The organism is Desulfitobacterium chlororespirans DSM 11544, assembly GCF_900143285.1.
In the GTDB taxonomy this organism is placed as follows: domain Bacteria; phylum Bacillota; class Desulfitobacteriia; order Desulfitobacteriales; family Desulfitobacteriaceae; genus Desulfitobacterium; species Desulfitobacterium chlororespirans.
Genome location: NZ_FRDN01000010.1, coordinates 43,258 through 68,336, shown reverse-complemented (window position 1 = coordinate 68,336; position 25,079 = coordinate 43,258). Strand labels below are relative to the sequence as shown.

The 25,079-nt window shown below is 47.9% G+C and carries 23 protein-coding genes; 17 read left to right on the top strand and 6 right to left on the bottom strand.

Going from position 1 to position 25,079, the window contains the following annotated elements:
- The first annotated feature begins 141 nt into the window (after nt 1–141).
- The 17 genes from galU to BUA14_RS16190 all read left to right on the top strand — a co-directional run bounded on the left by galU (nt 142) and on the right by BUA14_RS16190 (nt 18,706).
- The gene (galU, locus tag BUA14_RS16265) at nt 142–1,023 is read left to right on the top strand and encodes a UTP--glucose-1-phosphate uridylyltransferase GalU (RefSeq protein ID WP_072773579.1); all 882 of its coding nucleotides are present in this window, start codon (nt 142–144) and stop codon (nt 1,021–1,023) included.
- A gap of 288 nt (nt 1,024–1,311) precedes the next feature.
- Nucleotides 1,312–2,037, top strand: coding sequence for a hypothetical protein (locus BUA14_RS16260; protein ID WP_072773578.1), 726 nt, complete (start codon nt 1,312–1,314; stop codon nt 2,035–2,037).
- A gap of 42 nt (nt 2,038–2,079) precedes the next feature.
- Nucleotides 2,080–2,253, top strand: coding sequence for a hypothetical protein (locus BUA14_RS28000; RefSeq protein WP_178371715.1), 174 nt, complete (start codon nt 2,080–2,082; stop codon nt 2,251–2,253).
- Nucleotides 2,254–2,675: 422 nt separating this feature from the next.
- Nucleotides 2,676–3,341: a Crp/Fnr family transcriptional regulator gene (locus BUA14_RS16255; protein ID WP_072773577.1), complete on the top strand. Its 666-nt coding sequence runs from the start codon at nt 2,676–2,678 to the stop codon at nt 3,339–3,341.
- Nucleotides 3,342–3,657: 316 nt separating this feature from the next.
- On the top strand, nt 3,658–4,362 hold the full coding sequence (locus tag BUA14_RS16250) for a Crp/Fnr family transcriptional regulator (protein WP_072773576.1): 705 nt from the start codon (nt 3,658–3,660) through the stop codon (nt 4,360–4,362).
- 240 nt (nt 4,363–4,602) lie between these two features.
- Nucleotides 4,603–5,943 (top strand): MFS transporter, encoded by a 1,341-nt coding sequence (locus BUA14_RS16245; RefSeq protein ID WP_072773728.1) that lies wholly within the window; start codon nt 4,603–4,605, stop codon nt 5,941–5,943.
- Between the two features lie 38 nt (nt 5,944–5,981).
- Nucleotides 5,982–7,235, top strand: a complete 1,254-nt coding sequence (locus tag BUA14_RS16240; protein WP_072773575.1) for a M24 family metallopeptidase — start codon at nt 5,982–5,984, stop codon at nt 7,233–7,235.
- A 55-nt stretch (nt 7,236–7,290) separates the two neighbouring features.
- Nucleotides 7,291–8,223, top strand: a complete 933-nt coding sequence (locus tag BUA14_RS16235) for a ketopantoate reductase family protein (protein ID WP_072773574.1) — start codon at nt 7,291–7,293, stop codon at nt 8,221–8,223.
- 293 nt (nt 8,224–8,516) lie between these two features.
- Complete coding sequence (locus tag BUA14_RS16230; RefSeq protein WP_072773573.1) at nt 8,517–8,861, top strand: autorepressor SdpR family transcription factor; 345 nt, start codon at nt 8,517–8,519, stop codon at nt 8,859–8,861.
- 33 nt (nt 8,862–8,894) lie between these two features.
- Nucleotides 8,895–9,560 carry an SdpI family protein gene (locus tag BUA14_RS16225; protein WP_072773572.1) on the top strand — a complete coding sequence of 222 codons (666 nt, stop codon included), beginning with the start codon at nt 8,895–8,897 and terminating at the stop codon, nt 9,558–9,560.
- A 210-nt stretch (nt 9,561–9,770) separates the two neighbouring features.
- A complete protein-coding gene (locus BUA14_RS16220) occupies nt 9,771–10,514 on the top strand; it encodes a hypothetical protein (protein ID WP_072773571.1) in 744 nt (247 codons plus the stop codon).
- Between the two features lie 163 nt (nt 10,515–10,677).
- Entirely contained in the window at nt 10,678–11,004 is a 327-nt protein-coding gene (locus BUA14_RS16215) for a hypothetical protein (RefSeq protein ID WP_072773570.1), read from the top strand.
- 168 nt (nt 11,005–11,172) lie between these two features.
- On the top strand, nt 11,173–13,026 hold the full coding sequence (locus BUA14_RS16210) for a cell wall-binding repeat-containing protein (RefSeq protein ID WP_072773569.1): 1,854 nt from the start codon (nt 11,173–11,175) through the stop codon (nt 13,024–13,026).
- 120 nt (nt 13,027–13,146) lie between these two features.
- Nucleotides 13,147–15,009 (top strand): polysaccharide biosynthesis protein, encoded by a 1,863-nt coding sequence (locus BUA14_RS16205; protein ID WP_072773568.1) that lies wholly within the window; start codon nt 13,147–13,149, stop codon nt 15,007–15,009.
- A gap of 14 nt (nt 15,010–15,023) precedes the next feature.
- The gene (locus BUA14_RS16200; RefSeq protein ID WP_072773567.1) at nt 15,024–16,379 is read left to right on the top strand and encodes a nucleotide sugar dehydrogenase; all 1,356 of its coding nucleotides are present in this window, start codon (nt 15,024–15,026) and stop codon (nt 16,377–16,379) included.
- A 203-nt stretch (nt 16,380–16,582) separates the two neighbouring features.
- Nucleotides 16,583–17,620: a Gfo/Idh/MocA family protein gene (locus BUA14_RS16195; protein ID WP_072773566.1), complete on the top strand. Its 1,038-nt coding sequence runs from the start codon at nt 16,583–16,585 to the stop codon at nt 17,618–17,620.
- Between the two features lie 117 nt (nt 17,621–17,737).
- Entirely contained in the window at nt 17,738–18,706 is a 969-nt protein-coding gene (locus BUA14_RS16190) for an N-acetyltransferase (RefSeq protein WP_072773727.1), read from the top strand.
- 80 nt (nt 18,707–18,786) lie between these two features.
- On the opposite strand, the gene BUA14_RS16185 is transcribed toward BUA14_RS16190, so the two are convergent.
- The 6 genes from BUA14_RS16185 to BUA14_RS16160 form a co-directional block, all read right to left on the bottom strand.
- Complete coding sequence (locus tag BUA14_RS16185; protein ID WP_072773565.1) at nt 18,787–19,110, bottom strand: nucleotidyltransferase domain-containing protein; 324 nt, start codon at nt 19,108–19,110, stop codon at nt 18,787–18,789.
- 143 nt (nt 19,111–19,253) lie between these two features.
- Entirely contained in the window at nt 19,254–19,865 is a 612-nt protein-coding gene (locus BUA14_RS16180; RefSeq protein WP_072773564.1) for a sugar transferase, read from the bottom strand.
- Nucleotides 19,865–21,091 (bottom strand): glycosyltransferase family 4 protein, encoded by a 1,227-nt coding sequence (locus BUA14_RS16175; protein ID WP_072773563.1) that lies wholly within the window; start codon nt 21,089–21,091, stop codon nt 19,865–19,867. Before BUA14_RS16175 ends, BUA14_RS16180 begins: the two co-directional genes overlap by 1 nt.
- Nucleotides 21,092–21,178: 87 nt before the next feature.
- Complete coding sequence (locus BUA14_RS16170) at nt 21,179–22,522, bottom strand: O-antigen ligase family protein (protein WP_072773562.1); 1,344 nt, start codon at nt 22,520–22,522, stop codon at nt 21,179–21,181.
- A 3-nt stretch (nt 22,523–22,525) separates the two neighbouring features.
- Nucleotides 22,526–23,944: a flippase gene (locus BUA14_RS16165; RefSeq protein ID WP_072773561.1), complete on the bottom strand. Its 1,419-nt coding sequence runs from the start codon at nt 23,942–23,944 to the stop codon at nt 22,526–22,528.
- Between the two features lie 4 nt (nt 23,945–23,948).
- Nucleotides 23,949–25,073, bottom strand: a complete 1,125-nt coding sequence (locus BUA14_RS16160; protein WP_072773560.1) for a glycosyltransferase family 4 protein — start codon at nt 25,071–25,073, stop codon at nt 23,949–23,951.
- Nucleotides 25,074–25,079 lie beyond the last annotated feature (6 nt).

Sequence of the window (25,079 nt, the reverse complement as noted above, 5' to 3'; positions counted from 1 at the left end):
TCACTTTTTTTATCCGGCTCATGATGAGCTTGAGTAAGATTATGGATAATATATACAAACCAGCAAAATCCAGCTATAATTTACATATCTGTTGAGAGATATTAGTACACATAGAGAATGAATTAAAAAGGAGTAGAGGAATTGAGCACGCGACGGATTAGAAAGGCCATTATTCCGGCAGCAGGCTTGGGAACACGATTTTTACCCGCTACCAAAGCCCAGCCCAAAGAGATGCTTCCCATCGTGGATAAACCGACCATTCAATACATTGTCGAGGAAGCTGTTCACTCCGGAATCGAAGATATTATCATTGTCACCGGCCGCAATAAGCGGGCCATTGAGGACCATTTTGATCGCTCGATAGAATTGGAGACCTATCTTCAGAAAAGTGAAAAGGAAAAACTCCTGGACATGGTTCAGGATATAGCCCGGATGGTGGATATTTATTATGTGCGCCAAAAGGAAGCCCTGGGACTGGGACATGCTATTTATTGTGCCAGGAAATTCATCGGCAACGAGCCCTTTGCGGTCCTTTTAGGCGATGATATTATCCACTCCGAAGTACCCTGCCTCAGGCAGATGATGCATGTCTACGAACGGCATGGCGCCAGTATCGTTGGTGTCCAACAGGTGCCTCTGGAAGATACCTCAAAGTATGGCATCGTCGACGCGGTGCCTCTCGATGATTCCTTATACCGGGCTCTGGACCTGGTGGAAAAACCACAGCCTGAGGATGCTCCTGAGGCCCGTTTGGCCATCATGGGCCGCTATATTCTTAATCCCGAGATTTTTGGCATTCTGGAGAGGATCCCCCCCGGCAAAGGTGGAGAGATCCAGCTTACGGACGGTTTAAAGGAACTGGCCAGGTTCCAGGAGATTCTTGCTTATGAGTTCGACGGACAGCGTTATGATGTGGGAGATAAGCTGGGTTTTGTTCAAGCCACCATTGAATACGCCCTGCGCCGGGAAGACCTCGCCGAACCTCTCATGCGCTACCTCAAACAACGGATTGAAGCGGAATGAATCACAGGGATAGGCCCCTTGATTCTGGGGTTGCTTGCTATAAATAACGTGATTTTTTAAAGAGGGCATAGCCCTCTTTTTTGCTTCATAAATCTCCCATACTGCCGGCACGATAGAATTTACTGTTCTTTTTTCGCGAAAGCTTGTACCCCCAGGTAGACTTATGCCAAATCGGACAAGCTGAGGACGGAAAAAGGGTCGGGATATTCAGGAAAAGCGACAGGTTTTATTCCTAAAAATTGGTAATATAGTAAAGAACTATATTCCATTTAAAAAGGAGGGAGATTCATGGAGTTCGACAAAAAGAAGGTCCTTACTCTGGCGGGAACCCTCGTACTGGCCGGTGCGGTGGTTGTCGGCGGAATCTATGGACCGAGTGCCTGGAAGGTCTTTATGAATAAGGCAGCGCCCGAAAAAGATTCTGTCGTTATTCAAGCTCCTCCTGTTGAAGGCGCGAACCCTCAGGATCCTAATGTAACCGAAAGTCCGCCTGGACAATCCCCCGGGGTTAGCCCTGCTGTAACAGTGACAGAACCGCCAGGTATCAATGCCACTCCGCAGGGAGATGTCTCAGGGCCAAAGAAATATAAAGAGCCCGATACAAAAGACATCAATTTAGCCCCATCTGTCGCCGGCTTTTTTGGCGAGAATGGCTTGAGCCAAGATGCCCAGAACCTGGTTTTTGGTGCGGCTTGGAATGTCCATCAGTATGTGGATGGATATTTATTTGGACCTAACGCAGGTCCCCAGATGAATGAAGAAGACATTAAGCGCTATATCGTATTCCACAAATCACTGTGGGATCAACGCTTAAAGGGCGAGACCAACCCAACGGCACAATTTAGTGAATACTTCAGTGCCTTGCTGAATCGTGGAGCCGATGCTTTTGATGCGAAGGACAAAGTTCGCATTGAGCAGTTCCATCAGGAACTTCATGATTTGGACACCCATCTCATGCGTGATGATCAGAGTTCGAAGGTTTACGGGGCCACTCCATTTGCCACCAAACGGTAGAGGGTTCGACTTTTTACAGGGACTATAGGAAGGAAATGCACTATGGAAAAAGTAAAGAGTATGTCAAAGATTGCGGCTGATTCTCCACGAAAGATCGAATGCAATACCGTGACGGGCAAAGGACCGTTCGACGTAATGATGAGCAAAAGCATTGAGATAGAGTTCAAATCAAGAGGACAACTGAATATGGCACGGGAAGAACGTTTTTACGTATGAAGAAAACCCTTAAGGGGTTTGGGTCTGCAGAACGATTTTGATTCAATCGATGCTGCAGGTATCAGGAAAAGCAACGAAAGTGCGCACCAGCCGGCGTAACAATAGGCTGCATCACTTGAGAAAGGATCTATGCTAAGTGAGAAGATCTTCTCCATGGAGCATTGCCGGCCTTGAGCGCTTAAGGCCGAAATGCTCATAATGTCAGAGAGGTTGAAGCGGTGAAGTAGATTCGCTTCATGGTGAATAAAATGAAAATAATGCGCGCTTTAAAGAAACAAGATCTGACCGACGGGTCAGGTCTTGTTTCTTTAAAGTTAATATTTAGCCGGAATATAGTTTGATTTTTGGATAACCGGCCTTATAATACAGAATAGAATGAAAATTGATAAGGCGATACTCTGTTCAGCAAAGAAGGATTCATTATGTCAAACAATAATTTCTTTTTTGACCAAAACACATGGCGAGAACTCCTTAAATTGGGTACTTTAAGAAAGTATCGGACGGATGAGATTATTTTTTTGCAAGACCAGCCCTCGTCAGGGTTAGTTTGCCTTAAAGAGGGCAAATTGAAAACCTGTATGCTTTTTCCTAATGGTAAAGAAAAGATACTCTCAATCCTGGATGTACCTTATATTTTGGAGGAGATGCCCATCTTCGATGGTGGGGTATATACCTGCTCAGCTATTGCTATGGCTCCTACGGAAATTGTTTTTGTCTCTAAAGAAAAAACTTTGGATTTTTTAAAGTCAAATCCGGATTTATATAGAGTGGCTTTAAGGGTGATGGCCAAAAAAATGCGCTGGATGCATATCCAGGCTAATGATATGCTGTTCAGTATACCTGAAAGACTGGCTTATTTATTGCTGAACTATAGTGATTATGGAATATTTCCAAATAAACAAAAGGATGTAAAATTGATTATAACTCACGATGAACTTGCCTGCTTGCTGGGAACCACAAGACCACTTATCACTAAGTATTTAAATGAATTCTATCGATTAGAACTTATTGATAAAGGGGAAGGGTATATAATAATAAAGGATTTTGAGGGCTTAAAGAAATTAGGCAAGGCAGATTATATAAGATAGCAGCTATATAAACCAGCGAATAGCGGAACAAACTGGAGCAAGACCGAGCATTTCTGAGCCTTGTTCCAGTTTTATGTTTTTCAATGATAGTACCCAAAATGACATCGCATTCCTTTGCCTAACATGTATAATAGATTGAAAAAGGCTTGCAGGGAAAATACCGGTATGCTTGGCGGCAAGAATTGTGAAGCAGGGAACAAGGTTGTGAGACCGAATGCTCAGTAACAAGACGGCTATCCCGAAAATCACCAGTTGCTTAACTTTTATAGGAGAAGCGCTATATCAAAGGGTTATTGATTTAGAGGGGGTGTCTGCTATGCCCAAGGTTCAAAATCAATTAAACACAGATCTTTGGAAAGCATTGTTGGCTTATGGCGATCCTCAGGAATTTAATTACGGTGACATTATTTATAAGCAGAATGAATTGTCTAAAGGTCTTTATTGCTTTCTGCAGGGAAAAATACGACTTTATGCGGCTTTTTCAGACGGAATGGAAAGAACAATTCATATAAGTATGACTGCGCCGGAAATTTTGGGAGAAACATCGGTTATCGATGATGGCAAAAATCTTTGCACAGCAGTTGCTCTTGCTAAAACCAGAGTTATATTTATCTCAAAAGAGAGTGTCCAGCTCAATTTATTATCTAACCCTAACTATATAGATATCATCATTAAAGGCTTAGCTCAAAAACTAAAATTTATGCAGGCCCAGGCAGAGAATGCGGCCTTTAAGCTTCCGCAAAAGATTGCACGGCTGTTGCTGAGCTATAACTATGTTCCTTTCACCACTTACTGCAATGGCAATACAAGAATAATCATTACTCATGATGAACTGGCGGGCTATTTAGGGACAACAAGAGCAAAGGTGACAAAATACTTAAATGAACTCTATAAACTTAACCTGATTGAAAAGGGCAGGGGGTTTATACGAATTACTGATTACGAAGGGTTAAGGAAATATGCAGTCAGTGGCGCTGCATCAAGTAAAAGCAGTTCCGATTTGCAAAAATGCCATTGGTGAAAGGACTGCTTTTGATATTGGCAACGGGCCGGGATTATCCTTGGCTCGTTTTTTATTGTCTATGGAACTTTCTGCTTTTTTTATAGTACCTAAATGGACATCTGGTTTTAAATTAAAAAGATACAATTTGAGAGAATTCAAAATCATCTATTACCAAGTATGAGAAGGAGGTAAGAAAATAGAAAAAAGTCAATGCAACCGGCAGCCATAATTACCAAAATAAAAAAGGAGGTCAATACGGTGAACAAGGTCAATGTCAACGCTATTATTGATAATTCTAAATTCAATAAGTTCTTTGCTATGGTCTTTTCCATTTGTCTCTTGGCAGTTATTTTTGATGGCTATGATATGAATGTTTATGGCACCACGCTTCCCTCCATTATGAAAGAGCTGGCCCTCAATCCCACTCAGACCGGCTTTCTGGCAAGTACAGCCCTGGCGGGGATGATATTCGGAGCTATCTTGTTTGGAATGCTGGCTGACAGAATAGGCAGAAAAAAAGTACTCATGATCGGTATGGCTATCTATGCGGTTTTCACCGGGCTTTGCGGTTTCGTCAGCGATGTGAATGCCTTCGCAGTCCTGCGGTTTATTGCCGGCATGGGTATGGCCTCCATTTCACCGGTTGCTACCAGTCTGCTTTCGGAGTTTTCGCCCAAGGCCATAAGAGGAATTCTGGTTACGCTCCTGATCACCTCCATTCAAGTAGGACAGCTTATCGCCACCCTGAGCGGCGTCGCGCTAATTGAAAGTGTCGGCTGGAGGGCTATTTACTGGATTGCTTTTGTTCCGCTGCTGCTGGTTGCTATTGCTTACGCACTTCTTCCTGAATCCATCAATATCTACTTGCAACAAGAAAAAACGGATAAAATCTGCAGCATTTTAAAAAAGAGCAACCCTGAATTTAACTCCTCTGAGGACGATGTCTATGAAGTCAGTGCTGTCAATAAAACAAAGGCGACCTTGGCCAGCCTGTTCCAGGAAGGCCGGGCCTGGAATACGGTTATGATCTGGATTATGTTTTTCTGCAATTTGTATATCGCCTTCGGGGTACTGACCTGGCTTCCCAAATTGATGACCATGATGGGATATACTTTGAAATCAAGCCTGATCTTTTCAGCGATTATCTCTTTGGGAGGAATTGTCGGCAGTCTGGCCGGCGGCATGATTGCCCAGAAGATTGGGTTCAGAAAAGTTCTCATTGCCTATTACCTTGCCTGTGCCGTTATGATCAACCTTGTTACCTTAAAAATGAGTTTTGGCTTATTTATCGTGGTACTTGCGGTAACCGGGCTATTTATCGGCTCTCAGCAGAATATGCTCTATGCCTACGCTTCGGATAATTACCCGGGATCAATTCTGGGAACCGCACTTGGTTGGGGTTCCAGTTTTGGCAGGCTGGGCAGCGTCATAGCGCCTATGCTCATCGGGGTATTGATGACGGCAGGATTATCTGTAACGTCGCTCTTTACAACATTTACAGTTCCGGCTCTTGCAGCAGCCATAGCGGTCTTTTTAATGAAAAAGCCGCCCGCTGCCTATGATGATCCTATTGCCGGGAAGGTACACCCCAAATTATAGTTCATTAAAGTTGAAAGTTAAGAGAGGAGTTAATGATTATGATTAAGATGTCTCAGGAAGATCGCCAATTGATGGAGGAATTGATTATTTGGTCCTGTTCCGATCAGGAGCTTGAACGGCGCTGGGATGCTACAGTCAAGGCCATGGAGGAAAAAGGAGTGGATTATCTGGTTATTGCCCAGCGCAGTGACTATTTAGGCCAATATGTGAAGTGGTTCACGGACATGCCCACTTGGGACGAATACGGCGCCACCGTCATATTTTCCAAAGACAAAGAGATGATCACCATTTATACAGCCGGAGGCTTTGATGAAGAACAGCGGCCCTGGAGGCCTGCCAACAGTTTTCCGGAGTCTTACTGCTGCAGGGGTGTTGCCCGGCGCTGGTCAAGAGGCTATTTCCCCAGCCTCAACTACACGGCGGCCTATGATGCAGAGATTGTTGTCCATGAACTCAAGAACAGGGGTAAGATCAAAGTCGGTATTGTGGGCACGGCCTTTATGACCGTCCAATGCTACGAGCATATCAAGGCCAATCTTATCAATGCGGAATTTGTTGATTTCACAGATGACATAGATGCTCTCAAAGCGGTTAAAAGCCCGGAAGAGCTGGATATGATCCGCGCTGTCGTCAAGCTCCAGGATGAAGTCCTCTTCGGCCTCCGGGATTTTATTAAACCTGGAATAAGGGAAATCGATATCTATGCTGAGATGCGCTATCAATCCCATAAGCGCGGTGCTGAAAACGGCATATTTCTTGTCGGGTCCAACAGCTACAATAAGCCCGCTCCTTTTTACAATGAGCATTTCCACAGCAATAGGGTCATTCAGAAGGGCGATACCGTCACCGTGCTGAATGAGGCCAACTGCGCCAATGGCATGTACGGACATGTTTCCGCCGTCTATTCTCTGGGTGAGCCCTCTCCGGCGCTCATCGAAAACATGAAAATATCCAATGAAGCACATCAATTTATCAGAGAGCGGCTGGTAAACGGTGCCGACTGCAATATAATCTTTGATGAGTATAACGCCTTTCTTAAGAGTCTTGGCAAACCGCTTGAGACCAGGCTTCTCGGCCATGGTCAAGGCTATTGCCTGGTAGAAAGACCGGCTATGCTGCCTGGTCGCGGCGAAACTATTAAGCTGGCTGCCGGTATGAACTTTTCCTATCATCCGACTATTGCAACCCCGCAAGCTTTTGGCATAACCTGCGCCAACTATTTCATTAGAGAAGAAGGGCCTGCAGAATTGGTCAATACTTTCCCAACCGGCGAAATACAGATTATCGGATAACAGTCGCATCAGGAAATGTCTGAGCAATAAGTTTCAGATAAAGGAGTGCTGAAAAATGAAAATATGTATAGTCGGTGCCGGAGCTATGGGCTGCCTTTATGGCGGGTGCCTGTCGCTGATAGGACATGATATTACCTTGGTCGGCGGCAGGAGTATTCCCGTCATTCGCGAAAAGGGTCTGAAAATGAATACGGCCTGGACCGGTCCGGTCGTTGTTTATCCTAAAGCCTGCAATGCCGAAGAGCTGGAGGGGGAGTATGATCTTCTTATCCTTCTGACCAAGACCTTTCAGTCCCGTGCCGCCATGGACTCCGTACGCCATATCTTAAATAATAAAATGACGGTTCTTTCCTTACAAAACGGTTTGGGCAACAAAGAACTGCTTCAGGAATACGTTGCCACTGAGCAGATTATGCTGGGGATGACTCTCTACCCGTCCGATCTCATAGCCCCCGGGGAAATAGTCAGCAGCTTTGCCGATATTGGTGCACTCGTGGATGCCGAAGGCCCGCTGAGCGAACGAACCAGAAAAATCTCCGCCGAAATGGATAAAGCCGGCATCAAGCACATTATTGGCGAAGGAGCATGGGAATTTATCTGGGAAAAGGTTATTTTTAACGCTTCCGCCAATACCGTGTGCGCTCTCATGGGCGTTTCCTCCGAGATGCTTTCACCCATCGGTGCCTATGACCTGCTTTATCAAATGGCGGATGAGGGGGTGGCCGTTGCCAATGCCAACGGTATTCCTATTACCGGTGAAGGTATGAGGAAACGCTTATTCAATATATTGGAGCTGGGAAAAACTCATGCTCCTTCCATGTTGGTGGATATTACAGCCGGCCGCAAAACTGAAGTTGATTTCATAAACGGCGGTTTGGCACGGGAAGGCAGAAGACTTGGTATCCCTACTCCGATCAACGATGTGATCATTCAATTGATTCATCTCAAAGAGAATTCCCGGGGAAAAGAATATATTTCCCATAGCTAAAGCTTCCCAGTAGCTAACTACCATTAAACTAATTTCATAATTGGCTTCACAGCCTGGTTGAACTAAAAAGCTAAGCCGAGTATTGAGAAATATTCGGCTTTTTGGAGTATCAGGCATCAGCGAAGTCCAAAGGTTGAAAGGTTATGATACCAAGTAATTCCTTTAAATTATATGGGTTTATAAGTTGACGGTAAGAGCTTTATAATATACAATAAATATGTTAGATGATTATCTAAATACCTAATAATTAAACTATTCGATTCAAATAACAGTTTAAGGTAAGGGGGGATCACATGTCTCCACTCAATGAAACCTTTAAAGCCCTCTCGGACAAAACACGCCGTCAGATTCTTAAACTCCTGCGAGCCGGAGATTTAACAGCCGGAGAAATCGCCGAGCATTTTGATATGACCAAGCCAAGCATTTCCCATCATTTAAATATGCTGAAGCAAGCTGATCTCATCAGCGATCGAAGGCAAGGGCAGAATATCTATTATTCGCTTAATACTTCGGTTTTCGAAGGCATTATGGGGTGGTTTCTGGAATTTACAGGCAAGCAGCCTGAAGAATTGGAGTTTTTTCATGATGACCACGATGCCGACGAAACTCCACAGAAAACAGCTAAGACCAAGAAGTAGAACATTCAAATCGAAACCATAGGGGGAATATGTATGGAAAAAACAAACACCAACACTCAAGGAAGCCTTCTTAAAGTCATATCAGGCATACTTGTTATCATTAATATTATCATTGGTAGTTGGGCTTATCCCCGGCTCCCTGAACAAGTTCCCTCTCATTGGAACTTTGCAGGACAGGTGGATGGATATTCCGGAGCTTTGACCGGCGCCTTTCTTTTGCCGCTGATCACACTGGGAGTCTATATCTTGTTTTGGCTCATTCCCAGGATCGATCCCCAAAAGGCTAATTACCTTAAGATGGGACGGGTTTTCTGGATTGTCAGCACCACCCTGGTAGTATTTTTGTCCCTTATGTACTGGGGAACCATAGCAGTGGCTCTGGGTTATTTGGAGACCCTGCCCCGCTGGTATTTCTCGGGAATTGGTATTATCTTCATCCTATTGGGCAATTACTTCGGTAAAATCAAATTCAATTATACCTTTGGTATCCGGACTCCCTGGACCTTGGCCAATGAAGAAGTCTGGGCAAAGACCCATCGTTTTGCCGGACCGATCTGGATCATCGGAGGTATACTGATGGTCCTGGCCGGAGTTCTTCCTGCAGCATGGACGGCTCCTCTTTTTGGCATCGTCATCGGCCTCATTGCGGTGGTGCCCATGGCCTATTCCTATCTCATCTATCGCAAGCTCAGTATCTAGTGCTCGGTAACACCTAATTCCTCACCTTTCCGGCGGTTAAATTTCCGTATGACTGGGTTGTTGTCAATCGTAATTTCTCTCGCCGGGCAAGGCAAGGTTTAGATATTACAGAGCACTGGTGAGATCAAAAAAATAGTTAGGGGCTTGTGTCTAAAATCTCTTTTCCCTGGTCAAGCTATGAATAGAATCCAGGAAAAGGAGATTTTTGTTATGCGTAAGATGTATTTACTCATTGGGTCTGTAGCCCTTGGGGTAGGCCTAGTCATCGGAGTCGTAGGCCATGCCCTGGCAACCACACCGGCGGATGGCAATCCGCGGCTGGCTTTCTGGAATAAGGACTCACAATCCACCACCGGGGCCATAGGGGGGATGTTAAATGATTCTACCTCAGGTTCCGCTTTAAATCCGAATAACCCCGGCAATGGATCAAATCCTTTCGGATCTGGCGGTTTGACTTCTCAGGCCGGTATGGATGGACTGCACCCCTATAGCCCGGAAGAAGAAGTTTTGGACCCCGCAGAATTAGAGCCGGGAAAGGTAACGAACGATGTTCCTGAAGATTTGGCTCAAGCGATCCTGGCCGATTACAAACTTAATGTAGCCACATTATTTGAAGCCTGGAAATCCCCGGATATGATCGCTTTCCGGGCCAAACTGGCAGAGGCTTATACCGGAGAGCTTTTTGAAAAACATGCCCGCCAGGCGGAACCATTCATCGCTCAGGGAGTGGGGATGGAAGTCAGTTCTATCCGCTTTGATGAACTGAAAGTGGACTCCGCTGCCTCGACCTCGGCGACATTGACGGCCGTTTATAGTTATGTTGCTCAAGACTATGATATCGGCAATCAAGTGACTCTGGGTGAAAGCACCAAACATCAGATTAAAGTGCGAGCCAATTTGGTGAAGAAAGATACCCGCTGGCTCATTACAGGGGAGACTCTCTTAGAACCCTAGAGTCCAAAAGCACTTCTAAACCTATTATAAGCTAGGAATTCAGCCCAGCCATCGGTTTCTAAATTTAGGAATCGATGGCTGGGCCTGTTTCATTTGTTATGAAAATTTGCTAAAATGGGCTTGGTAGAATACCAATTGTTTGAGTGATGGGGAGGGCTTAGGGTTGGAAGAGAAAATCTTAAGCATCTTGGGTGAACTGCTTAAAGGTCAAGAAGAATTAAGGAACGATGTAACAGCTTTAAAGGTTGGTCAGGAAGAGTTAAGGAGCGATGTAACAGCTTTAAAAATCGGACAAGAAGCTCTGGCGTCGGAAGTGACTCACATTAAACTGACATTAGAGAATGAGACTAATGTCAAGATCCAGGCCTTATTTGACGCCCGGGAAGTTCAGAAGGATGTCAATCAACATATCTTTACTGAATTGGATCAGATTAAGGGAAAGCTTGATCGTTTGCAGATCGAAACAGCACATGTAAGAGTAGTTAAATAATAAGTATTAAGGCTTAAATAATAAAGCACGCTACTAATCGCCTGGTTTTGTTCTTCGGCAGAACAGAACCAGGCCTTATTATTTCCGCAGAATCTCCAACTTTGAGGAAGGAAACAAGGAGAAAATGTTGAAATAAGTACAAATCGACACGAATTAGGAGGAGTTGCCGTGATTCGACGCTACGCCATAACCGGTATGATGATTTGTGCTTTATTAACCACTCAAACTTTAAGTCAGCCTGCCACCCTTTATGCTGCTGCGGCAAGTCCGGAGAGTTTATCGCAAACAACGGGCGATACCTATGTTAATCCATCCTATGATGAGATCAATCAAATGATCGAAGAGGTAGCCAAAGAAAAAAAAATTCCCAGCATAATACTCAAAGCCATCGCCTTTAAAGAAAGTTCCTGGCGTCAATTCGATAAAGAAGGGAATCCTTTGTTTTCGAGACCGGAGCATCCTGCCATTGGGATTATGCAGGTGGCAACCTATAATGATAACGACCTCGAAACCATCCATAAACTTGAAACGGACATTATGTTCAACCTCCGCAAGGGTGCCGAACTTCTCGATGAAAAATGGCGCTTTACGCCAACCATCGGGGACGGGGATCGCAATAAGTTGGAAAACTGGTATTTTGCCTTATGGGCCTATAATATCTGGACGGACAAAAACAACCCCAATACTCTCGCCGCAACAAGCCCTGGTACCCTGACTTATCAAGAGAAAATCTTTAACGTTCTGGCTCACCCGGAGGGCTTTTTAGCCCGGTACATCGATCCTGTGAAGGTCACGCCCATTTCCTTGGAGCTGCTTCCCGCTGCAGGAATTCCCCTTAAGACGGATAGTTGGATGACTCCGGAACCTATCCATTATGGAGATCTCAACTCAGCGGACACCCCCGGCGGCGAGCCCGCCGATCCCGGTGATCCGAATGAGCCGAAAAGCCCGGATGATCCTAATAGCTCTGGCGATGCCCAAGGCCCCCCTTACGAAGAAGAAGTACCTGATCCGCCTCAAACACCTGTAGCTTTGGAATTGATTCGTTTAGCCGGCAAGGATCGGATTGATACAGCTATTGAACAAGCCTTAAGGGGATGGCCGGATGGAGCGGCAACCGTCGTCCTGGCCCGGGCCGATCACTTTCCCGATGCTTTGGCCGGCGCTCCTTTGGCAGCTCAATATGACGCGCCGATTCTCCTGACTTCAAGTCAAGCGCTGGAAGCCCGGGTGGCGGAAGCCATCATGGCCTTAGGTCCGGAAAAGGTGATCCTGCTGGGTGGAGAAGGAGCCTTGAGCCAGAAAATATCAGCTAAGTTGGAAGACTTAGGCTGGGACAGTGATCAGCAGATACGGGTCAGCGGGCTTAATCGCTATGAGACGGCAGCGAATATTGCCTTGGCTACAGCAGGAATATCCCAGCATCTGTCGACAGGTTCAATCGAAGCCGTCGCCCTTGCCACGGGACAAAACTTCCCCGATGCCCTCAGCATTGCTTCCATCGCCGGAGTCAAACAAATGCCCATCCTCCTTACAGAAGCAAAGACGCTACCTAAGGAAACCATGGAAGCCTTAAGAGATTTAAATCCGCAGAAGGTATATTTGATTGGCGGCGAAGGGGCGATTAGCCTGTCGATTCAAGATACAATCCAAGAGCAGCTCAGTTTATCTTCCTCACAACTGGTGCGTTTATCTGGAGATTCCCGCTACGATACTATGGCCGCAGTAGCGGAGGCTTTCGCGGTCGAAGGCCAGGGCTTATGCTTTGCTACAGGGCAAGAATTCCCGGATGCCTTAGCCGGTGCCGCTTTGGCTGCCCGCCTCAATGCCACGGTCATCCTGCTTCCTAAAAGCTCCATCGAGGAGTATCCCCGGCTGAAAAATGCCATTGCCCAATACCCCTGTAATTTTGAAACCCAACCGTATATCTTTGGAGGAGAGGGAGCGGTATCCCCTGAGCAGGCTGCCGAGCTTAAAGAGCTATTGGAAAATACTTATGTAGCCGTCAACCTGACCGATTAAGATGGAGCAGGGGCTATTTCCCGCCCCCGCAGACAAGGTATGTCATGTTGTAAAATGGCAGAAACTATAGTAAACTGAAGAACGGTGCAAATAGTTTGCAGGGAAGGGATTATTTTTACCATGAGATTGCGCAAAAGAACTCTATTATTAATGGCTATTGACGCTGTGTTAGTTAACCTGGCAGTGTTTTTAAGCTTTTATATTCGTTTTGGTTTTGATGGAAACGGAACCATACCTGAGGAGTACCTGCTCACACTGACCCATTCCGCCTGGACGGCAACCCTGATTTACTTAAGTGTGTTCTATATCTTCGGCTTGTATAACAAGCTCTGGCAGTATGCCAGCATTGGCGAGCTCATATCCATTATCTTTGCAGTGACCGTCGCCACAGCGGGGACAATCACCATGGTGTATTTCCTTGCCCCCATGCGTTTTCCCCATACAGTATCCGCCCTTCTGTGGTTCAGCACTCTTTTCTTAATTGGCGGCTCCCGCTTTATTTGGAGAATTCTCCAGGACAATATTTTTACTCCCCATGTGCCCGGCTCTCAGAATCAAGTCCTGATTATTGGCGCAGGGGATGCGGGAGTGATGGCCGCCCGGGAGCTGAAAAACAAAAACTATCGCGAAGGCCGTCCTGTGGGCTATATCGATGATGCAGCCACCAAGCAAAGACTGCAGCTCATGGGGATTCCTGTCTTAGGCACCCGCCGGGATATCCCCCGGGTCGTTAAGAACCATAATATTGATAAGATTATTATCGCCATGCCTTCAGCTTCCGGGGACGTCATCCGGGAGATCGTGGGCATCTGCGAAAAAACCGGTGTGGATCTGAAGATCATGCCCGGTGTGTTTGACGTGGTCAGCGGTAAAGTGGATACCAAAGAAATCCGCCAGGTTCAAGTGGAGGATTTACTGGGGCGTGAAGCCGTTACCGTCGATCTGGAGGATGTAGCCGGTTACCTTTCAGGTGAAGCGGTCCTGATTACCGGCGGCGGCGGGTCCATCGGCTCGGAGCTTTGCCGGCAGGTGGCTCGTTTTAACCCGGCTAAACTGGTCATCGTGGGCCATGGCGAAAACAGCGTCTTTGACATCGAACAGGAACTACGCTCGGAAAATCCGGGGTTGGATGTAGTCACGGAGATTTTGGATATCAAGGACCAGGAAAAAGTCCACCTCGTCTTCCAACGCTATAAACCAGGTGTAGTGTTCCACGCCGCCGCCCATAAACATGTCCCTCTCATGGAAAAGAATCCGGAAGAGGCTATGAAAAATAATATTATGGGTACCAGCAATCTGGCTGAGGCAGCGGATGCCGCCAAGGTCAAGACATTTGTCCTGATTTCCACCGATAAGGCGGTCAATCCCACCAGCATCATGGGGGCCACCAAGCGGGTGGCAGAGATGGTGATTCAGAGCATGGACAAGCGTTCCGACACCAAGTATGTGGCGGTACGTTTTGGCAATGTACTGGGCAGCCGGGGCAGCGTTATTCCCACCTTTAAGCGTCAGATTGCCAAAGGCGGGCCGGTTACAGTCACCCATCCCGATATGGTTCGCTACTTTATGACCATACCTGAGGCCTCTCAGCTGGTGATTCAAGCCGGCTCCATGGCTCAGGGGGGGGAGATTTTCATCCTGGATATGGGTCAGCCGGTCAAGATTCTGGATCTTGCCCGGGATCTCATCCGCCTCTCCGGGTTTGAACCGGATGTGGATATCAAGATTAAATTCACAGGGATGCGCCCCGGTGAAAAACTCTTTGAAGAACTCCTTACCGCAGAAGAAGGGACTTCAGCGACGAAACATAAACGAATTTTCGTAGCCAAACCCAATAATATTAATGTTTCACAGCTTGAGGAACTCATCCACCTCATCCGTGAGCGGGGCTCCTATCTCACCCGGGAAGAAGTTATGGGACAGTTGCAAGCCATTGTGCCTACATTTAGAAAGCAAGCTTCCAAGGCAGTTGCCAATCAATAAGGGGGAAAAATTTCATGTTGCGTATGAAAGAAGTCATTACCAGTGAAGATGTTTTAGCAAAGAATCTAAAAGACAAACTCCAGGACCATTCTGCCACAGTGGGGGTTATCGGTCTTGGTTATGTAGGGCTCCCCTTAGCCGTAGAAAAGGGAAAAGTAGGCTTCTCAGTCATCGGGTTTGATATTAACGCCGCTCGTGTAGCCAAAGTCAATGCAGGAGACAATTACATCGCTGATGTCAAGGATGAAGAACTTCTGGAACTGACCCAAAAAGGAATTATTACAGCGACCACGGATTACGAGAAACTTGCCGAGTGCGATGTGGTCGTTATCTGTGTCCCTACCCCTCTGACCATCACCCGGGATCCGGATATCTCCTATATTCAGGCCTCTTCCGAGCAGATCGCCAAATACCTCAAGCCCGGACAGCTGGTAACTTTAGAAAGCACCACCTATCCCGGCACCACTGAGGAAGTTATTCTCCCCATGCTGGAACAAAGCGGCCTTAAAGTGGGCAAAGACTTCTTCCTGGCCTTCTCACCGGAGCGGGTCGATCCAGGCAACAAACGCTTTACCACCAACAATACCTCAAAAGTTGTGGGCGGTATGACTCCAGTCTGTCTGGAAGTCGCCTATACCTTCTATGCTCAGACCATCGTCAATGTGGTTCCCGTATCCTCACCGGCTGCCGCGGAGCTCACTAAAGTCTTTGAGAATACTTACCGTGCCGTGAACATCGCTTTGGTCAATGAGCTGATGCTTCTTTGCGATCGCATGGGCATCGATATCTGGGAAGTAGTGGAGGCCGCAGGAACCAAACCCTTTGGGATTCAAACCTTCTGGCCCGGCCCGGGAGTGGGCGGGCACTGCATTCCCATCGATCCTTTCTACCTGACCTGGAAAGCCCGCGAGTATGACTTCCACACCCGCTTTATCGAGCTGGCCGGCGAGATCAATGTCGAAGTCTCCTACCATGTGATCAATAAAGTCATTCGTGCTCTCAATAATGAAAATAAGAGCCTTAAGGACGCTAAAGTTCTTATCCTTGGGGTAGCCTATAAAAAAGATATCGACGATGTCCGTGAATCACCGGCCCTTAAGATCATGGAGCTGCTTAGGAAAAACGGAGCCAATATCGCCTACCATGACCCCTATATCCCTGTTATCGAGCCTCACGGCGGCTCCACAGTCCATCTGGAAAACACTGAGCTGACCGACGAAGCCCTGGCTGCTGCAGACTGCGTCCTCATCCTCACCGACCACAGTGTTGTCGACTATGAGCGAGTGGTAGAAAAGGCTCCCCTTATCGTCGATACCCGCAACGCCACCAGAGGCGTCGAGAACAACAGAGAAAAGATCGTCAAAATCTAAGGCGAGTCATGGGAGAATCATGGGGACAAGTACCGTTTTGCATAATACAAAAATCTAAAGCTTAAGGGGAATCGCAAGATTCCCCTTTTTAAAAGAAACTTCATCCCATGAAGGCCATCATGAATGCTATAATAAATGGAGTTAATTGCCGCGCAGTCTGCGGAAGTCTTTCGTATAAGCTGAATTGTTTAAGGAGTGAGACTATGGATAAGAAAATGCGCTTCGCTATTATTGGCTGTGGAAGAATTGCCCCCAAGCATGCGGAATCCATCGTAGCCTTAGAAGAGGCCGAGTTAGTGGCAGTCTGTGACATTGTTCCGGAGAGAGCCCAAGCCTTTGCCGATAAATACGGTGCCAAGCCCTATACCTCTTATCAGGAGATGCTGGCACAGGAAGAGATCGATGTCGTAACCATCGCTACAGAATCGGATCTTCACGCACCCATCGGCATCACCTGTGCCCAAGCCGGCAAACATGTCATGGTCGAAAAACCCATGGCCATGACTTTGGCAAGTGCCGACGAGCTGATCCGTACCTGTCATGAAGAAGGGGTCAAATTGTCGGTTATTCATCAAAACCGCTATAACAAATCCATTAAACTCATGCGCCAAGCCCTGGAAGAAGGCCGGTTCGGCAAACTGACCCACGGACAGGCTGCCGTGCGCTGGAACCGCAACGATGCCTACTATGCTCAAGCCCCCTGGCGGGGGACAAAGCTCCAGGACGGCGGCGTTCTCATGAACCAGTCGATTCATAATATTGACCTGCTGCAATGGACCCTGGGCCCTGTGGAGTCCGTCTTCGGCTATACCCGTACCGCCCTGCGCAAAATCGAGATGGAGGATGTAGGCGTCGCTGTCATCAAGTTTAAAAACGGCGCTCTGGGTGTGATCGAGGCGGCTTCGACTATTTATCCTAAAAACATCGAAGAGACACTGAACATCTTTGGGGAAACCGGGTCCGTCATGGTGGGCGGAATTGCGGTGAACCGCATCGAGGCCTGGGAGTTTCCCGACAGTGAAGAGGAGAAAAGACAGATCTTTGACAGTCAGGAAAATGATCCCCCCAATGTCTATGGGTTTGGCCACCGGGAAGTGGTGAAGGATATGATCGATGCTATCCGCGAGGATCGGGCACCGGCTATTCCCGGGGAAGAGGGGCGGAAGGCCCTGGAGATCATCCTGGCTATTTATAAATGCCAGGAGACGAAGGAGCCCGTGGTCTTTCCTTTGTGTGAGTAGGGTTCCTGGCTTTGCCGGATCGCCCCTCTGGGAAAATCGTGCGCTTTTATGCGGGAAGCTGCATTCAGCGGTCCAGCTGGGGCTGCTTTTAAAGACGCTGGAAATGAGGTCATGCCTATGTCAGATCAACCTATTAAAGCGGATCAACCTATCAAAGCTGAAAGACCAGCTTACCAAAGTGCCCCTGTCTACATCGATACCACGGCTGCGATCCCTGCCGGTGTAAAGGTTTCACCCTTTTGCGTGATCCAGGCTCATGTTACCTTGGGTGATCAGGTCACTCTGGGTGTGGGCTGTGTGATCGAAGAGGGAGCTGCCATCGGTGCAGGCACTTCTTTAGGCCACCATGTCACGGTTGCCGCCGGGGCGAGCGTGGGAGAAGGCTGTCAGATAGCCGCTCATGTGAGCATTGGCTCCGAAGCACGCATCGGGGCAGGGACTCGCATCGGGGAGCATGCCGCGATCTATCCCCGGGCAGAGTTGGGTGAAGAGGGTTTTATCGGGAGCAGCGCTTCCGTCGGACGTTTTCCGAAAGCGGCGGCGACCAGCACCGTGAAGGCCCAAGCGGATTTGCCTCCCCTGAAGATGGGGAACGGTTACACCATAGGCTGCTCTGCAGTGCTCTATGCCGGGACCACTTACGGAGATCAGGCCTTCCTGGGGGATGGAGCTTTGGTTCGCGAACGCTGCACTATCGGTAAAAACGTAGTCATCGGCAGCGGTGCGGCAGTGGAAAACGATACCCGTATCGGAGATTATACCAAGATCCAGACCGGTTCTTACATAACCGCTTATATGGAACTGGAGGAGCGGGTTTTCATCGCTCCCATGGTGGCCACCACCAACGACAACTATATGGGCAGAACAGAAAAGCGCTTTAAAGCCATCAAAGGCCCGACCATCTGCCGGGGGGCCCGGATCGGCGGCGGCGCCATTCTTCTGCCGGGAATCAGGGTCGCCCCTGAGACCTTTGTGGCAGCAGGAGCATTGGTGACCAGGGATACCGAGGCCAAGCGTGTGGTCAAAGGCTTCCCGGCCAAAGATTTGCGGGAGGTTCCTGAGGAAGAATTGCTTCCGGAAGAGTAATATAGTTAAAAAATCAAGGGATCATCTCATGAAGCGAGGTGATCCCTTGATTTATGGAAAGGAGTTGAAGTGCTCAAGAATTAAGTTAATGGGATTTCGATACCTGTTTTGATTATTTCTTCTACCACACCTAAGGAACCTTTATAATCATTCATTGTGAATGCAAGGGGTTGTAGATCTTTATCATAACTAAGTGTCGGCATGAATAGGAGCTTAAATGCATCTATGCCTTCAAGATTGACAAAGTAGTCTGAAAATATAGCAATATCAATATCGCTTTCATCGTCATAATTTCCCTTTGCATATGAGCCAAATAGTATTGCTTTTTCTATAGGAATCTGTTTTCCGATCTTCTGTACATAGCTTTCTATTATATCTTGTACTGACTCAGGGATTTTAACCACTCAAATACCCCCTTCGATTTATCCAAAATTTCCTTAGCTTTCTCTTGATTTACAAATGAAGATAATTTCTGCTTATATGTTGGATACCTCTCAGAAAATAGCCAAGAGATCAACTCATAAGTGAGGTGAGCCCTTGGCTTATTTTAATACGCATCTTTCCCCAGGAGCACGACAAAAATAGTTTTCCAGAGAATCTTAATATCTGACCCCGGGGACCAGTCCTTCACGTACTGAACATCATACTTTAAGGTCTCGGTCAAAGTCAAGGCGCTGCGGCCATTGATCTGGGCCAGGCCGGTGACGCCGGGAGGCATATTCAGCCTTTGGCGTTGTTCAGGGGTGTATTGCTCCACAATCTCCGGCACCTCAGGACGAGGTCCGACCAAGCTCATGGTTCCATTGACGATATTGAGGAGCTGGGGAAGTTCATCAAGGCTGGTTTTGCGTAAAAAGCGGCCGCTTCCCGTAATCCTGGGATCATCTTTTTCCTGGAAGACGAATTCATCCGCATTGAATTTGCCTTCTTTTTTCAGTTGCTCGATCTTGGCTTTCATCACTCGATCCGCATCCGGTACCATGGTGCGGAATTTATAAATGGTAAAAGGTTCTCCCTTAAGGCCCACCCGCTGCTGGCGAAAAATAGCCGGGCCCGGTGAATCCACTTTAATCCAGGCCACAATGAAAAGCCAAAGGGGCGAGATAAATATAAGCAACGGTATGGCTATGATGAGGTCCAAAAGGCGTTTAAAGCCCATCAGTATGCCTCCTTACTTGAGTCCAGCTGCTTCAGCCAATTGCGAATGAGGCTGTTCCAGGAATAATGTTCTATCACATAAGCCCGCCCTTGCTCAGCCATCGCCCGGCATCCTTCGGGATCCCTTTTCAGCTCCAGGATGGTGCGGGCCAGAAGCTCCGGATTCTCGGGTTCCAGAACCACGCCGCCGCCGCTTTCTTTAACGATCTCGGCGCCTTCTCCCTCACCCACATAGATGAGGGGCTGACCACTGGCCAGAGCGGGAAAGACCTTTGAAGGACGTACCCCTTCAGAGAGCTTGTACCGCCTCAAGGTGGAGAGATTAATGCTGCTGAGGGAGTAATAGCGGGGGATAACCTCTAAGGGCTGAAAATCGATAAAACGCACATTAGGCAGCTTTTTCTCCCGGGCTATCTCCTCCAGCCTGGGACGCTCGGAGCCGTCTCCCACGAAAAGAAAGAAGAGCTCCTCGTCATTTCGTAAGATATCTGCTGTTTCCAAAGCGGTTTCTATACCGTGGGCGTAACCCATAGTTCCCGCATAGAGGATCACGGTTTTGCCTGCAAGCCCCAGACTTTCTTCCAGGTCCCGATCCTTTGGCCGTGGTTGAAAAAGCTCCGTATCCACGCCATTGGGGAGAAAGAGGATATCCTCCGGGGGAACGTTTTTGCGTTTCAGCCCCGTTACGATGCCTTGGGTTTGTGCAGATAGCTTATACGCTTTTTTGTAGAAATATCCCTCCAACCATTCGGTGGCCCGGATGATGGTTTTGTTGGTGACCAGCCCCAGCTGCACAGCAGATTCCGGCCAAAGATCAGAGACATTGAAAATATAAGGAGCCTTTTTCAGCCAGGAGGCAAAGATGGCGGAGAAGCCAATAAAAAGGGGCGGGGACTCCACAATGATCAAATCATGTTGGCCGGAACGGGCAATACCGTAGAGAGAAGAAAAGACAAAGGAAAAATAATTAAGCAGGCGCAGCCAGAACCGGCCTCTCTTTACAGGGTAGATCCAGGTCCGCAGTACTTTGACCCCTGCCATCTCTTCCTGCATAAACCGCTTCCCCTGGTATTCCTCAGGGATGATTCCGGTGGGATGATTAGGGAAGGCAGTGACGACGGTAACCTCATGGCCTTGATGATGCAAGCCTTTGGCCAGCTCCCAAAGGCGGACCTGGGCAGCTCCTTTTTCCGGTGGGAAGTATTGAGTTAGCAGCAGAATACGCATTGTGGGTATCTCCTAAACTTAAATTCGGGTCATTGTTTGGGTCGTGCAGCAGCAGTGCAGGCCTTTGAATAACGGTACCTGTCCCCATTATTCACTTACGCTGTACCGATAGCTTTCCTGCCGTAGGCGCAGGAAGACCAGTCCCGCGCAGCTGAGCCAGAGGACGGGATCCTCAAAGAAGCGGCCTTCCCCCTGGGAGCTGATGAACACGGTCATAGCCCAGAGGAAGTAGCCGGCGGCCACGGAGTATTTTTCATTGGTTTCACTGAAGACGCTGAGGTGGGCTCGATTTAGGTTGTATAAGGTATAGAGACGGCCCAAGATAGCCACCCATAGTGCAGTTAAGACCAGAAGCCCTAATACTCCCAGTTCAGAGGCAATGGTCAGGATGGTGGTATGGGATAAGGTCGCTCCGTCGGGAATATTTTTCAGATGGATGTAATCCTGGAGAAAGACCGTCTGGAAACTGCCTAAACCTGTGCCGAGCCAGGGGTGATCCGTAAAAATGGCAATCCCGGCTTGCCAGAGGTATAAGCGTTGCGGGCTGGACACCTCCAGATCCTGAGTGAACAAAAGCATCCGTTCCCAGATTTCAGGACGAATCAAGAGCAGCACGACCGCACCCAGGGCACAGGCACCTAAAAAGTAAAGGGTGTTCTTTTTATTGGGCAGGAAGAATAATGCCAGCACCAGCACCATCCCTAAGGTCAGGATACCTCCCCGGGAACCTGTCAAAAGCAGCTGGATCAGTAAAAGAGGCAGGCATGCCCAATAAATAAGCTTAATCCGCCGGTTGTGAGTAAAGATCTGGATGACGAAGTTAGCCACAATGCCTAAAATGAGAAAACGGGCATAAATATTGGGGTCGACAAAAGTGGCGTTAACCCGTAAAGTATGTTCTTTTAAAAGGTTCTCACCCTGCCAGATCAGATTTCCGGAGATTCCTTCATAAAGAGCCAGCGGCAGCAGGGCCAAGGCAGCGAGATGAATCCCATGGAAAGGCAGAAGAATGGAGTCCTGATCCAGAAGCAGGGCAATCGAGAGAAACACGGCAAAAAGCACCAGGAGGCGCAGGATTTCCTTTACAGTATTGCCCATATCTGCTGAATATACTAAGCTTAAAGCCCCATAGGCGATATAAAGCAATAGAATCAAGGTTACCGGGTCCTTGAAGAAGGCAATAAGCCTGGCCCGTATCTCCACTTCGAAAAACACGCGTAAACAAGCCGCCAGAACAATGCTGATACTGGTAAAGCGTGTCAGAGAAACTTCCCCCAAGACCTTTTCCAGGATACCAAGATCCGGATACCAGGTGCTGGAGATCTCCAAGGCCACGGCGGCCCCCAGCAAGGGAATCAGCCAAAGGGGCTTTTTCACAATGAGAATACCAAGAGCGAGGAGGGTTAACAGCAATACTGTCCACTGAATCATGGGTTATCGGCCTCCTGTCACACGTTTTAGAATGTATACACCGATTCTGCGGAAATCCTTGTCCAGGATGGCAATGGCCAGACAAAAGACGATCCCGGCCAGGGAAGCGGAGAGCAAAGGATGAAAGCCAATCAAGAGCCAGGCGGTTCCCGCCATAAGCAAAGAGGAAATCAATGTGCCGGGCAGCTGCCGCCAGATGCGAATCTTATAGACATTCTTTCTGATCATGTAATAATAGGCGAAAAAGATAAAGACCTCAGCGATAATGACCGCATAAGCAGCTCCGTAAATACCCATTACAGGGTTTAAAGCATAGGTCAGCACTGTAAGCAGCAGCAGAGCCAGCCCCTGAACCAGGGTTCTTTGCATTTGGCGGCCGGTGGTGGTAAGAATGTCGCCCAGAGAAAAACTCATACACTCCAAGGCCAGCAGCCAGGCCACAATCATGAAAATGGGAATGGCTTCATTGAATTTCCCGTCATATAACCATTCCATCAGGGGTCCCGCCAGGACAAACATCAGCATACTGCCGGCAATGCCCACAGCAGACAGGACCTTGAAGACCTTTTCGATTACATTCTGATGCTGGCTCCGGTCCGTATCTCCCAATTGGTAAAGGATGGGATAGAGAGCACTGGTCATGAGACTGGGAATAAAGATCAAAATCAGAACCAGTTTATAGGCCGCGGAGAAGATCCCTACTTCCACATTGCTGACGGTTAAAGAGAGGATAAGAATACTGAATTGGGTAAAAAGGTAATAGAAAATCCGGTGCACCCCAAAAGGCAGCCCATTCCAAACCATTCCTGCCAGATGGGGAAGATCCGTCCGGGGTTTGATTTCTTTCCGCAGAGCCAGATAGAGGAGGATGGTAATGATGATGTAACTGAACAGATGGGCAAAGGTAATGGAGACCACACCTAACCCGGCCACCAGAACGATGATGGTAAAAAGGGCGATCAGCAGGGTGGTGAGAAATTGAAAGGATGCGGAGAGATAGATTTTTTGCACAGCCTGATAATAATTATAGATCGATTGATTGATGGCGTTAAAGCAAACGGCAACTCCTACAAAGACGATCATCAGTCTTACAGTTTCATTGTATCCTGCCGGAAACATAAAGACCAGCATGGCCAGATAACATAAGACGCAGAGCAGGGTCTTCAGCAAAAGGGTGTTGCCGAAATACCGGGGCAGAACAGCAGGATCCTTGGCTCCTTCCTGAACCATCAGCTGGCTGATGCCCAACTCGGCAAAGAGGATGAAGGTTCCTACATAAGCATAGGCTGTGGAGTAATCTCCATAAGATTCCGGGCCTAAATAGCGGGTAACCAGGATACCCAGGACAGCGGCGATGGATTTGGCCAGAATGCTGGAAATTCCTAAAGCGGTGGCATTTTTGGCAAGGAGGCGAGTATCCATTATTTCACTTCCTCACTTCAAGTCGGGCGTAGAGGTTGAGGAGCCGCTCCTCCATCTTTCCCCAGTTATAAGCTTCCCTGACGGCTTTGAGGCCATTGGCCCCCATTTCCTGACGCAGCTTGGCATCGGCAAGCAGGGTTTTAAAGGCCTGAGCGATCTCCTCCGGTTGGGTAGGATCCACGATCAGACCGCTGTGGTAAGGAGTAAGGAAGCGGGTGATGGGAGGCAGGTTGCTGCCTACCACAGGGATGCCGCAGCTCATGTATTCAAACTGCTTGATCGGGATATTCTTGTAATACTTCGGCAAAGGGAGCAGGGTTACGGCACCGATCCGGGATTTACGCACGTAATCTTCCACTTCCACATGAGGAACCTTGCCGGTAAAGAGGATATTGTCCTCCAGGTGATGTTTGTGAATATATCCGTCCACCAGGCGCTGACCTTCCGGATCATTAAAGGGACCTACAAAGACCATCTTGACCCCGGGGTAATCTTTTTTAAGCAGGTGAACGGCTTGAACCAAATGATAGGCGCCGCGCTCTAAGGTAATGCCCCCCTGATAGATAATGTCATATTCTTTTTCCAGGTGAACTTCTTTAGGCTCAAACTCTGAAAAATTATAGATCACATCCACATGAGGGTGATAAGGATCAAAGCGCTCCTTCACCGCATCATCCGCCGTAATGATCTGGTCGAATTTCTTGGCTAAGAGGATCTCGCTCTTATCCACGACAAAGGTGGCCAAAGGCCGGAGCAGCCGGGGAATCTTCTTGGACATGCTCATCATATCAGGATAATGCTCATGGACATCATAGATGAGCTTGCAGTGAGGGAGGGCCTTCTTGATCTTGCCCACTTTATAAATCAGCTCAAAATCATGAAAATGATAGACATCAGCCCCGACTTCGATAGCCTTTTGCACTACCGTATCCCCTAACTGGAATCTGCCGTAGAGGGAATTGGCCCGTTTCACACCGAGAATGCGCACACCTTGTTCCAGATATTCTTCCCGCTCATCGGGAACGATTAGGGTGATGTCATCATAGTTCTTCTTCAGGGTCAGGGCCTGTTTGTAGAATATCCTGTTATCCAGGGCTTGGTGTCCTGTGGTGAGAATACATAGTTTCAAAGGTGT

Bases quoted from the DNA above. Each gene is read 5' to 3' on its own strand.
- BUA14_RS16260 (WP_072773578.1), top strand. From the start codon at position 1,312: ATGGAGTTCGACAAAAAGAAGGTCCTTACTCTGGCGGGAACCCTCGTA.
- BUA14_RS28000 (WP_178371715.1), top strand. From the start codon at position 2,080: ATGGAAAAAGTAAAGAGTATGTCAAAGATTGCGGCTGATTCTCCACGA.
- BUA14_RS16255 (WP_072773577.1), top strand. From the start codon at position 2,676: ATGTCAAACAATAATTTCTTTTTTGACCAAAACACATGGCGAGAACTC.
- BUA14_RS16250 (WP_072773576.1), top strand. From the start codon at position 3,658: ATGCCCAAGGTTCAAAATCAATTAAACACAGATCTTTGGAAAGCATTG.
- BUA14_RS16240 (WP_072773575.1), top strand. From the start codon at position 5,982: ATGATTAAGATGTCTCAGGAAGATCGCCAATTGATGGAGGAATTGATT.
- BUA14_RS16235 (WP_072773574.1), top strand. From the start codon at position 7,291: ATGAAAATATGTATAGTCGGTGCCGGAGCTATGGGCTGCCTTTATGGC.
- BUA14_RS16230 (WP_072773573.1), top strand. From the start codon at position 8,517: ATGTCTCCACTCAATGAAACCTTTAAAGCCCTCTCGGACAAAACACGC.
- BUA14_RS16225 (WP_072773572.1), top strand. From the start codon at position 8,895: ATGGAAAAAACAAACACCAACACTCAAGGAAGCCTTCTTAAAGTCATA.
- BUA14_RS16220 (WP_072773571.1), top strand. From the start codon at position 9,771: ATGCGTAAGATGTATTTACTCATTGGGTCTGTAGCCCTTGGGGTAGGC.
- BUA14_RS16205 (WP_072773568.1), top strand. From the start codon at position 13,147: ATGAGATTGCGCAAAAGAACTCTATTATTAATGGCTATTGACGCTGTG.
- BUA14_RS16200 (WP_072773567.1), top strand. From the start codon at position 15,024: ATGTTGCGTATGAAAGAAGTCATTACCAGTGAAGATGTTTTAGCAAAG.
- BUA14_RS16195 (WP_072773566.1), top strand. From the start codon at position 16,583: ATGGATAAGAAAATGCGCTTCGCTATTATTGGCTGTGGAAGAATTGCC.
- BUA14_RS16190 (WP_072773727.1), top strand. From the start codon at position 17,738: ATGTCAGATCAACCTATTAAAGCGGATCAACCTATCAAAGCTGAAAGA.
- BUA14_RS16180 (WP_072773564.1), bottom strand. From the start codon at position 19,865: ATGGGCTTTAAACGCCTTTTGGACCTCATCATAGCCATACCGTTGCTT.
- BUA14_RS16175 (WP_072773563.1), bottom strand. From the start codon at position 21,091: ATGCGTATTCTGCTGCTAACTCAATACTTCCCACCGGAAAAAGGAGCT.
- BUA14_RS16170 (WP_072773562.1), bottom strand. From the start codon at position 22,522: ATGATTCAGTGGACAGTATTGCTGTTAACCCTCCTCGCTCTTGGTATT.
- BUA14_RS16165 (WP_072773561.1), bottom strand. From the start codon at position 23,944: ATGGATACTCGCCTCCTTGCCAAAAATGCCACCGCTTTAGGAATTTCC.